The 11,342-nt window shown below is 50.7% G+C and carries 9 protein-coding genes; 2 read left to right on the top strand and 7 right to left on the bottom strand.

The window, feature by feature from the left end; genetic code table 11:
- Nucleotides 1-129: 129 nt before the first annotated feature.
- The 4 genes from CR155_RS16325 to CR155_RS16310 all read right to left on the bottom strand — a co-directional run bounded on the left by CR155_RS16325 (nucleotide 130) and on the right by CR155_RS16310 (nucleotide 6,973).
- Entirely contained in the window at nucleotides 130-3,309 is a 3,180-nt protein-coding gene (locus tag CR155_RS16325; protein WP_102071100.1) for a CusA/CzcA family heavy metal efflux RND transporter, read from the bottom strand.
- A 16-nt stretch (nucleotides 3,310-3,325) separates the two neighbouring features.
- Nucleotides 3,326-4,834: an efflux RND transporter periplasmic adaptor subunit gene (locus tag CR155_RS16320; RefSeq protein WP_102071099.1), complete on the bottom strand. Its 1,509-nt coding sequence runs from the start codon at nucleotides 4,832-4,834 to the stop codon at nucleotides 3,326-3,328.
- Nucleotides 4,835-4,843: 9 nt separating this feature from the next.
- The gene (locus CR155_RS16315) at nucleotides 4,844-5,983 is read right to left on the bottom strand and encodes a TolC family protein (protein WP_369406185.1); all 1,140 of its coding nucleotides are present in this window, start codon (nucleotides 5,981-5,983) and stop codon (nucleotides 4,844-4,846) included.
- Nucleotides 5,984-6,598: 615 nt separating this feature from the next.
- Nucleotides 6,599-6,973 carry a DUF4148 domain-containing protein gene (locus CR155_RS16310; RefSeq protein ID WP_158238289.1) on the bottom strand — a complete coding sequence of 125 codons (375 nt, stop codon included), beginning with the start codon at nucleotides 6,971-6,973 and terminating at the stop codon, nucleotides 6,599-6,601.
- A 296-nt stretch (nucleotides 6,974-7,269) separates the two neighbouring features.
- Between CR155_RS16310 and CR155_RS16305 the strand changes: the two genes are divergently transcribed.
- Entirely contained in the window at nucleotides 7,270-7,944 is a 675-nt protein-coding gene (locus CR155_RS16305; RefSeq protein ID WP_102071096.1) for a heavy metal response regulator transcription factor, read from the top strand.
- Nucleotides 7,941-9,314 carry a heavy metal sensor histidine kinase gene (locus CR155_RS16300; RefSeq protein WP_102071095.1) on the top strand — a complete coding sequence of 458 codons (1,374 nt, stop codon included), beginning with the start codon at nucleotides 7,941-7,943 and terminating at the stop codon, nucleotides 9,312-9,314. The genes CR155_RS16305 and CR155_RS16300 overlap by 4 nt, the downstream gene beginning before the upstream one ends.
- 206 nt (nucleotides 9,315-9,520) lie before the next feature.
- Here the strand turns inward: CR155_RS16300 and CR155_RS16295 are convergent, their stop codons facing one another.
- From CR155_RS16295 to CR155_RS16285, 3 genes are all read right to left on the bottom strand, one after another.
- Entirely contained in the window at nucleotides 9,521-9,841 is a 321-nt protein-coding gene (locus tag CR155_RS16295) for a DUF4148 domain-containing protein (protein ID WP_102071094.1), read from the bottom strand.
- Nucleotides 9,842-10,218: 377 nt separating this feature from the next.
- Nucleotides 10,219-10,872 (bottom strand): DsbA family protein, encoded by a 654-nt coding sequence (locus CR155_RS16290; RefSeq protein ID WP_143705209.1) that lies wholly within the window; start codon nucleotides 10,870-10,872, stop codon nucleotides 10,219-10,221.
- Complete coding sequence (locus CR155_RS16285; RefSeq protein ID WP_102071092.1) at nucleotides 10,869-11,303, bottom strand: disulfide bond formation protein B; 435 nt, start codon at nucleotides 11,301-11,303, stop codon at nucleotides 10,869-10,871. The genes CR155_RS16290 and CR155_RS16285 overlap by 4 nt, the downstream gene beginning before the upstream one ends.
- Nucleotides 11,304-11,342 lie beyond the last annotated feature (39 nt).

The raw sequence follows: 11,342 nt of genomic DNA, 5'->3' as shown, positions 1-11,342 counted from the left end.
GCTGGAACGGTTGCCGCTGGCAAAAACGGTTGAAGACATCGAGGCATTACTCCCATGGAATGTGGATAGCCAACAGGTTGCCATGGATCTTGCTGCCTGAAAACCCTGTGCTTCATGGATCGCTTACGTTTATTGACTCGCAGGCAAGGACGTCTCCTCCTCATCAAGCGTCTGCTCGTCCACATCGCGTCGATGCGCGAGCCGGTACAAGAGCGGCAACACCAAAAGGGTCAAGATCGTCGATGATAGGATACCGCCTATCACGACCGTGGCAAGTGGCCGTTGAACCTCTGCTCCCGTCCCGGTTGCGATGGCCATTGGAACAAACCCTAGCGATGCTACCAACGCCGTCATCAACACAGGACGAAGTCGGGTAAGAGCACCAAATCGGATCGCCTCTTCAAGCCGCTTGCCTTCCTCCCTGAGCGTCCCAATGAAGGACAACATTACTAATCCATTGAGCACAGCTACACCGCAAAGCGCAATAAAGCCTACAGCAGCGGAAATCGATAACGGTATCCCACGAGCCCAAAGCGCGAGTATGCCGCCAGTGAGGGCAAATGGGATGCCAGTAAACACAATCAAACCGTCTCTGACATTGCCGAACATGGCGAACAACAATGCAAACACCAGCAACAGGGCCACCGGGACCACAATCTGGAGCCGCTGCGTAGCAGATTGTAGTTGTTCGAATGTGCCGCCCCAGCTTATCCAGTAGCCAGTGGGTATCTTCACCTGCTTGATCGCCTCCGCTGCGTCAGGCACAAAGGATCCTAAGTCTCTACCCCGCACGTTTGCGCTCACAACGATTCGACGTTTACCGTCTTCGCGTGACACTTGATTTGGACCCGGAGCCAAGTTCAACGCCGCAATTTCACTCAATGGAATGTAACTGGTTCGCCCGTTAGCGCTGCCATCATCGGGCAACGCGATAGGAAGCTGTCGAATGGATTGAATATTGTCGCGCATCTGGTCGGGCAGGCGCACGGTGATGTCGAACCGTCGGTCGCCTTGAAAGAAAGTTCCGGCTTTGCGCCCGCCCAGCGCTATCGATACGGTTTCCTGAACATCCAGCATATTCAGCCCATAGCGGGCAGCTCTAGCCCGATCAATATCTATCGTAAGGACTGGCAAACCCGTGGTTTGTTCAATTTTAACTTCGGTGGCGCCTTCGACGTTTGTTAAGACCTCAGCGATTTCTATCGCCGTCGAATTAAGAACGTCGTTATCGTCGCCAAAGATCTTGACTGCAACGTCACTTCGCACGCCAGAAATGAGTTCATTAAACCGAAGCTGAATAGGTTGGGAAAACTCATAGTTATTACCGGGCACTTTGTTTGCTTCGACTTGAATCGCTTGCAACAACTCGTCGCGAGTCTTGCGAGGTTCTGGCCACTGGTCCTGAGGCTTAAGCATGATATAGCCGTCAGAGATGTTGGGCGGCATTGGATCTGCAGCAACCTCAGCCGTGCCTGTCCTGGCGAAAACCCGTTCGATCTCGGGGAATTTCTCAATCAGACGCGCTTCGATCTGCTGCTGCATTGCTACGGACTGAGTCAAGCTTGTTCCGGGAATCCGAAGTGCCTGTATAGCAAGATCACCCTCATTAAGATTTGGGATAAATTCGCTGCCCAGCCGAGACGCAACCATTCCGGTTGCCAGTACGGTGGCGATAGCCAGTGCGAATACGACTTTGCTGTGCTTGAACGCCAGATCGAGTAGCGGTTCGTACAAACGCTTTGCCAATAGCATGAGGCGATTTTCTTTCTCAGCAACCCGCTTTCCGATGAACAGCGCGACCGCGGCCGGCACGAACGTAATTGATAGGATCATCGCTCCAACCAAGGCAATCACAACGGTAAAGGCCATCGGATGAAACATTCTTCCTTCAACGCCAGTAAGGGCGAAGATAGGTAGATAGACGACCATGATGATAAGCTGACCGAAAATCAAAGGGCGACGCGCCTCTCGTGCTGCAGCGAACACCTCATGAAAACGCTCGGCTTTAGTTAACGGACGCTTATGGTGCTCCTGCGCATGAGCTAGACGACGAACACAGTTTTCAACAATCACGACCGCGCCGTCAATGATGATCCCGAAGTCCAGTGCCCCAAGGCTCATGAGGTTAGCACTTACTTTATAGGTAACCATTCCAGTAAATGTGAACAGCATTGACAACGGAATGACCATCGCTGTGATGATCGCTGCCCGGATATTTCCCAGAAAAAGAAACAAAATGGCAATGACTAAGACGGCACCCTCAAGCAGATTCTTCTTGACGGTATTTATCGCCTTATCGACCAATACGGTGCGATCGTAAACCGTAACGGCATGCACACCCTCCGGAAGGCTGCGGTTGATTTCTTCCATTTTCTGACCAACGGCCAGCGATACGGCACGGCTGTTCTCACCAATCAGCATGAAAACGGTGCCCAGCACGACCTCCCGGCCATTTTCAGTTGCAGCCCCCGTGCGAAGTTCACGCCCCAGGCCGACCTCTGCAATGTCGCGAATGCGTATGGGCCGCTGACCTTGCACACTACCCACTATGATCTCACCAATATCCTCAACGGAGCCGACTTGGCCTGGCGCTCTGATGAGGTATTGCTCGCCATTACGCTCGATGTAGCCAGCCCCAACATTAGTGTTGTTTTTTTCAAGCGCAGCGACTACATCGGGGAGCGATAAGCCATAAGACTCCAATTGCTCGATACTAGGCGAAACCTGATATTCTCGAGTAAAACCCCCGATCGAGTTAATCTCTGTTACGCCGGGTACATTGCGCAGTTGCGGCTTAATGACCCAATCCTGAATCTCGCGTAGGTCGGTCGATGTGTAAGCGGACCCATCCGGCTTGCGTGCGCCGTCCTCTGCTTCGACGGTCCAAAGATAAATCTCACCAAGGCCGGTGGAAATGGGGCCCATGGAAGGATTAATTCCCTCGGGAAGGCTGTCAGTGGCTTCCTGCAAACGCTGATTAACGAGTTGCCGAGCAAAATAAATGTCGGTACCATCTTCGAAAATGACGGTGATTTGAGATAACCCATAGCGCGAGAGGGACCGTGTTTGCTGTAGACCAGGCAATCCGGACATCACTGTCTCGACAGGATATGTGATTCGCTGCTCCACCTCCAAAGGCGAATAGCCGGGTGCGCCAACGTTAATCTGTACTTGTACGTTAGTGATATCGGGAACGGCATCGATAGGAAGGCGGCTGTAGTTATAGGCGCCAAGTGCCGCCATACCCAGCACTGCGAGAATAACGAGCCAACGTTGCTCAATGGCAAAGCGAATGATACGTTCAAACATGTCTCACCCGTCCTTATCAGTGCGCGTGTTCGGCACTGGCTTTACCGAGTTCAGACTTTAGGATGAAACTGTTCACGGCAACGTACTTGATGCCTGGCGACAAGCCCTCGGCAATTTCCGCGCGGTTGTTGTTGACCGTGCCAAGTTTCACCGGTTGAGCCAGAAATCCCCCAGGCACAACGATAAAGACGACCGGCTGACCTTCAATCGTTTGTATCGCGTCTGCCGCCACGGTTACACCGGAATCATTTTCACTCACAGCAACAGACACTGTCACGAATAGACCGGGGCGCCATGCCATATTGGGGTTATCGAGCGTAATACGCGCGGTGGCAGTTCGGGTTTGCTGACCGATCAGCGCTCCCACGTAGGACACGGTGCCTCGGACTTTGGAGGATAACGCGGTGCTTGACACTTCGGCCTTTTTGCCAATTTGGACGCTTTCAAGGTCTTTCGCCGCTATCTGGAACTCTACCCAGACGGTCCGCAAGTCAGAGAGAGTGAAAACGTTCACGTCTTCTCGAACTGACTCACCAAGGCTTATATGCTTCTCAATGATCACACCGTCAAATGGCGCACGCAGCTCAAGGCGACTCAGTTGGGGCGAACTTGGCGAAGCCCCCACCGTGGTCAATTTCTGCTTGATGTTTTGCAACGCGATTTCCGACTCAGACAGTGTCGCGCGTGCCTGCAAGTAGTCTTGTTCGGCCGAAACCTTTTCTTGCCACAGCTTGCGCTCCCTCTTGTAAACGGTCGAGGCAAGCGCGTAGCGCTTTTGTGATGCTAACAGTTCACTTCTCATGTCTGCCAGTGCTGCGCTCGATATTGTCGCGAGCACTTGGCCGGTTTTAACCTGCTCGCCAAGGACGGCGGATACGCTTTCAACAATTCCCGATAGCCGCGGCACCACGTGGGCGGTGCGGTCCTCGTTGAATTTAATTTCACCGGGGAACAGCAATGTTTGCTGGAGGGTTGCTGGCCCAGCAGTCTCTATGACTAGACTATTCGCCGCGATCTGTTCATCGGATAACGCAATTTTTCCTTCTTGTCGCTGGAGTAGCGCCACGGCTGTCTTTTTCTCTGCCCCCGCACCCACGCTTACTTCTACATTCAATGAGAAAAAGTGCGGCTCCTCAATTATTTGCTCGCTCTGAAGATACCCTTTCGACCGGCTGAAGGTGATACTTTGAACCGTTCCATTCGGCCGTGTGAGCTGTCCCCTTGCGGTAACGCTATCGATTGGAATACCGGCCCCACTTGAAGCGCTCCAAATGCGTAGGCGGGGTTCCCCTCCTTCCTCGGCGAGCAGCAGTTCCAGCGCAAATCCATTTGTCTGCGTTACTTCACCTCCGTTAGGACCTTGCTCGTGGCTGTCTTCATTGGAGGTTTCAGCTTCGGAGTGGGATTCATGATTTTCTTCTGCAGCATATGCCGTAACCGCAAGAAATGGAGACGTTGCAACCAATGCGAGTCCCAGCGCCAAGCGAAGCGAGCAAACGGTCAATTGATGTTTGAAATTGTTCATGCGTACTCTTTATTTACGACCTAAAATTTGATCTATCTGCGCAAGAGCTTGATAGGCACTAGACAACACGGAGAGGTAACGGACACGTGCTTGAAACAAAGTCCGCTGCGCGTCGAGCACCTCCGTAAAGCCAAATTTTCCAGCTTCAAATCCCTTCCTGGCCGTGTCATACGCTTGGTTCGCAGTCGGCAGGATCACTGATTTAAATTTCTGCGCTGAATCTTTCGAAATATCGAATTCGCTTGCGGCCTGCTGGAGCTCCGTCGTTAACTGGACTTTTGCTCCTTGATAGTCATCTCGACTCTTGTACGCCAACATGGATGCTTCATAGAGATTTCCCTGGTTGCGATCAAAGAAAGGCAGCGGGATCGACACGCCGACGATAGTTTGATTGCGTCCCAATTCGTTATTCCGAGCAACGCCTGCGCTTAACGTCATATCTGGATATCGTTTACTGCGTTCGACCTGAATCTGCGCGCGGCTTCTTTCAACGGCGAGGCGCGCCGACTCCAGCCGTGGAGAGCTCGCGAGCGCCGCAGCAAGGTCATCAAGCGGAGGGCGGATCGGAAGCGTATTGACATCCCCTTTAGCTTGGGTGAACACAGGGGAAGGATTGCCCCAAAACGAGGAGAGCCTTTGTCGTGCAATCTTCAGCGAGTTTGCGGCCATGCTTTGTTCGAGCTCTGTATTTGCTAATTCAACCTGCGCCCGGTTCGCTTCTAACGGAGGAACTTTCCCTGCAGCCACTCGCTGGGCTGCGACGCGTAAAGCGCCGCGGGCAATGTCTACAGTGCTTGCCGCCAGCGCAACTTGCTCTTGTGCAACTAGCACGGTAAAGAAAGCCGCAACCGTTTCAGACCGCACGTCGGCACGAGTGCCTCGCAGATCGCTTCTTGCAACATCCCGCGTGAGTTCTGCGGCGGCAATGCGCGCCGCGCGTTTTCCGCCTAGCTCTATCGGGACACTCAACGTGCTTGTCGTTGTTCGCGTGGACTTTCTATCAGTATCCTCAACTTCGACGCTCAACTCTGGATTCGGAATAACACCCGCTTGTGTCACGATGCCATCAGTGGAAGCGGCGAGATTTCGCGCTGAGGAGAGCGAATGGTTGCTGCTGAGAGCTAACTCGAGCGCCTGATCGAGCGTCAAAGAACTCGCTGGCTCTAGGTGTACAGTTGGGTTGTCGGTACCGTAAAAAGATGTAGGCTGCGCCAACGCAGGCGCAGGCGCACAAAACGCAGCCGCGACCCCAACTATCATTAAGAAGCTTCGCATGAAATTACACCTAAAATGGGCTTTTGGTTTTTAACGTGACAACAAGGCCGCTTCGCCTTCGTCACACCTTTTTCTTCACAGCCATTATTGAGGCATGCCGCCTCTCCTTCGAAAGCACTGGCCACCTCAGTACGTACTTGCGCAAGCCCCTCCGATCCATTGCGCTGTTTTTTTAGCGCCGCAAGCTCAACACTGACGTAAGCGATGGCGGCCACCCTATATAATCAATAACCGCTGTGCGCAGCGATAAAATGTGCTTAGGTGGCCGACTAGAGGTAAACAGTGTTCGCAAGTGAGCCCACAGCCTGCAACGCTCACTGCTGTTATTTAGCAGGCGGATTTTAGTTGAGCCAACCTTTCATAAAACAGACTAGTCGATTACATTTTTGTAATGTCATACTCAACATTCGCGCCGGCTAGAGCCTACCTGTTACGTGAAATGGCCCGGTTTCTTTTTTAAGCCGTCGCGTACTGATTTCTGACATTTTTTCAGTTTGGGATCGGTTGGATATGGCCCGCAGCTTTATAGGCAGCAAGTTCGGCTTGCACCTCTGCCCGAGTCTTGGAGCTATTGACGGGAGTCTCAATCGGATAATCCAGCTCACCGTGACTTAACGTACCTGCCGCGCGAGCATCGAACAGCTCGCTTCGAACCTCTTGACGAGTCTTGGAACTGGCTGGTTGGAGGGAAACTGCTGGATAATCCAACTCGCCATGACTTAAAAGTCCCTGAGTACGAGCCTCCTGCAACTCGGCGACCACCTGGGCTCGGTCTATAGACGCAGGTGCGTCAACATGAGCGGCTTGAGCTGCGCCAATGACTAGGGAAAAAGAAATCATCAATCCCGTAATTACGATCTTCATACAAAACTCCATCTATTAAAAAAAAACAACAGATCGGCAAAAGGGTCATTACCGCCTTTGCGAATAGCAAGATGTTGCCGATGGATGCACTATAAAGAATCGCTCCTAACAATCAGAGGACAGACAGATTACTATTTCGTCATCTTTATGAAACAATCTTCGTATAGCGGCGTGTATTGATTTGAAAGAGCATCTCCATCTGCCTTTTGTGACGATAGAGTGAACTCTGAACGGATCAGCCTGTCCAATTGGGACCGGAAAAATAACATTTTTTTTGTTTTGGGCCCTCATAGATAATGCGCATATTAATCATCGAAGACGAAAGAAAGCTGGCCGACTATGTACATAAGGGGTTAACCGAAAATAATTATGTTGCGGACGTCGCCCGTGACGGAATCAACGGCCTGCACATGGCCCGCGAAGGCAATTACGATGTTGTTCTGCTTGATGTGATGCTGCCCGGTATAGATGGCTATACCATTTTGACAGAGCTAAGGAAAAACAAGTCAACTCATGTCATCATGCTTACGGCGAGAGATAAAGTCGAAGACCGGGTGCGCGGACTAGAGGGCGGTGCCGATGACTATCTGGTGAAGCCATTTGCATTCTCTGAGTTACTCGCCCGTATTCAGGCAGTGCTTCGTCGTGGCCTGACGCGGGAATCATCCATTCTTCAACTTGGTGACCTTGAAATGGACCTAATACGAAGAAAAGTGAGTCGCGCTGGCGACCGTATTGATCTCACCGCGAAAGAGTTCACACTTTTGGCGCTTTTACTTAGGCGCCAAGGCCAGGTGCTTTCCCGGACTGTCCTGGCAGAGAAAGTATGGGAAATGAACTTCGACGGCGATACTAATGCAATCGAAGTCGCCGTTCGCCGTCTGCGTGCAAAGCTGGATGATCGATTCAACGTCAAGTTATTACATACGGTACGTGGCATGGGTTACGTGTTAGAGCTTAGGTCCTTGTGAAACTGTTAAACGCACCATCTATACAACTCCGTTTAATACTTGTGTTCGGGACCATCGCTTTGGTGGGCTCTTGTATAGCAGGTACGGTGCTGTTCAAAGTACTAAGCTATCAGGTCAGGCATCAGGAGTTCGCGGAGCTGACAGGTAAAATAGAACTTATTAAACACCTTGCTTCCCTACAAGAGAACCCGGTTGACGTTAATGCCTTCTCACAATCGATTAAGACGCTGTTGGGGGGACATAAGCACTTAAAGGCTTGGATCACAGACTATGAAGGTGTGCTGATATACGGGGGCTCCCCTCCGCAAATGAAGCGCCAGATATCTAATGGGGAATTTTTGGTGAGGACGTCAGACGGTAGTGAGCTTAGAGCATTGAGGACTCAACTTCGTACAGACTCGTTGAATTACGATCTGGTTGTTGCGATTAATACCAAGCCTGGTAATGAGTTGCTCTACGCGTTTGGGACAACCTTGTTAGCGGTATGTGCAGCATGGGTTGTATGCGTCTCTATGTTTGCGGCATGGGCTGTACGAAGATCGCTTTCGTCAATTCGCCAACTTTCCGAACAAGCATCGCGAATCCGGCCTGAAGACTTGTCAATACGGCTACCTATTGAGAACATCGATACAGAGTTGCGTGAATTATCCATAGCCTTTAATCACACCTTGGATCGCGTTCAGGAAGCGTACCGCCAAATGGAAGGATTTAATGCAGACGTCGCGCATGAATTGCGCACGCCGTTGGCCACGTTGATCAGCGGTTCAGAGATCACACTCAGTAGAGCTCGTTCTGCCGAAGAACTCCGAGAAACCGTATCGTCCCATCTGGAAGAGTTGGAGATGGTTCAACTCATGATAAACGATATGCTTTTCTTAGCCCGGGCGGATAGCGGTGCAGCGATATCTGAACTCACCTCTACTTCCATTGGGAAGGAAATTGCCATTGTTATCGACTATTATGAAGCGATGCTTGAGGAGTCCGGCGTGGCCGTCAATACGGTGGGAAATGCTCAAGTATTGGCAAACTCACGATTAATACGGCGGGCCATTTCTAACCTTGTTTCTAACGCGATCAAGGCTAGTCCGCGCGGAGAATTAATAACGATTGGGATCCATGAGGATCCTGAGGCCATTCAAATTATAGTTCGTAATAGTGGCGCAGGTATTCCCGTAGATATCCTGTCGAAAATCTTTGATCGATTTTTTCGCGCTGACTCTGCTCGGACTCAACGACCCGAAGGCCATGGCCTTGGTCTTGCCATCGTTAAGGCCATCGCACGTATGCACGGAGGGGAAACCGTTGCACGTTCAGGTAAGAATTGGAGTGAGGTTGGTTTCAATATAAGTAAAAAGCGATTAAACCCCTAACCATTTGTTGACTAATATTTTCAAAATGCATTGACGAAGTTTTTATGGATCCCCCTAAGTGGGGCATATCGACTGGTTCCGTCCTGCATGAACAAACTCTGAGATACGTCCCGAAGAAAGCTCTTGTAAGCGTCGGGTCAAATCACATTATGGTAAACAATCTGGAAAGCGCATCCTATTGATCAGAAAGGTTTTATCAACTGTGCCTACTTCGCAGACTGTCGTTGCACTTCTTGTTGATATTCAGTTCCCGAACGCAAGCGGACGTATTCCGCATATGCAGCTCTGTACTCAGGCCGGAAAGTATCCGGGGGGCTGCGGCCCCGCCAGAACTTGTCCAGCCCTGCACGCTTCCAGAGCGCGAGATCAGCATTAACCTCTGCGCGGGTTTTGGATTTTCCGTAGACGTTAGCTGTGTTCTGCTTGATTTCCTGGCCAGCGAGCACTGACTGACGCACCTGCGAAGAACACGCAGTCGTCGCGGCTGCGCAGACTAGGACGGCTATCACTAAACGAATTTTTGGCATGGGCATAGTTCTTATTTCAACACTCGGATGACATTGCTTTGTTACTTATCGAATTAACTCAACTCACATTGAACCAATTGACTGAGAGTCATGTGGATATTCTACTGTAACCATTTTGACAGACTCCGCACATCCAGATTACATTTTCGTAAGCTTTTTATAATGGCAGCCAGTTTTCTATAATTTCTTTCACGCGTCAGAAGTGGTCCTCGCCACGCCCCTTGCTACCGACTACCAAAATCCTTCTTTCGTCGTTCGAGACGGAGTAAAGTTTACTTGCGGCGGGCGCCGGATGTCTACTGACTCCGAGACGATTCTGACGTTTCCCTATGCTCCTCAACATGAACACGGAGGAGCTAGCTAGAAGATCACTAGCATCAGTTATAGGCGGTTTTGACTTCTGCTTCCACAAGCGTCTTCAACTGTTCAAAACCGAATTTCGGTAGTGGTTTCCCATTAACAAAAAATGTTGGTGTTTGAGTTACCTGCAGTGCACGAAGGTCAACTTTATCCTGATCGACGATAGCCGCTATCGTTGGATTGCTCATGTCTTTGCGGACTTTATCAATGTCCAGATCCGACGCCTTCAGATAACCCCAGATCAAATTGACCTGCGGGTTATCATGCGAAGCCCATTGCGGCTGCATTTGGAGAACCGTTTCTAACGTTGACCAGTACTTATCTTGAAGCCTAGACGCTTCAAGAATCTTAGCAACCTCCTCAGAGCCTTCATGAAATGGTGCATAACGAAGAACGAGTTTCACCTTGCCCCCATTAATGTTCACGAGTTGTTTGACGGCAGGATAAAACGCTCGGCAGGATTCACATGCCGGATCAAAAAACTCGACGATAGTGACTTTCGCGTCGACAGGACCATATACAGGCGAATGCATTCGCTCGAACTCTGTGGTTTTTGTACTGGCTAACTGCGCTTTTTTACGAACCTGACTCTGCTCGTACACGAAACCGCTGATGGCGAAAACCATAACCGCCAGGATACTGGTTAAGACAAGAACTGTTTGTTTTTTCACTTTAAAGGACCTTTTTTTACGAAGAGAAGCGCGGCGATTGCCGTAAATGCCAGTAATGACAATAGAGGTATGGAAATGAAACCAAAAAGGTTTAAATTCACTTCAGCGCAAGACGGGCCTTGCCCACAAGGCTGAAGGGCTGGAGGAATAACGCCTAGGTAAAGTAGATTGTGATAGAGCGCCACGAACCAGCCGCCAGCGACCATCGGTAACGCATACACAAAGACACGCACATCTGAGGTTGCGAGGCCCACCGCCAGAATAAGAACGAGCGGAAACATAAAAATACGCTGATACCAGCACAACTCGCAAGGGATGAACCCCATGACTTCACTGAAAAACAAGGCACCTAACGTTGCGGTCAGAGCAATCACCCATGCCGCAAATACTCGGCCCCACCGAGGCCCTGAAAGTTGGTTGCTGACTACCATAAAACGTCGATCCTTAACGATGTGCTTCAAAAAGTGGAG

Source organism: Pollutimonas nitritireducens, assembly GCF_002849615.1.
In the GTDB taxonomy this organism is placed as follows: Bacteria; Pseudomonadota; Gammaproteobacteria; order Burkholderiales; family Burkholderiaceae_B; genus Pollutimonas; species Pollutimonas nitritireducens.
Note: the sequence above shows the minus strand (reverse complement) of the source record. Positions and strands in the feature narration are given on the sequence as shown.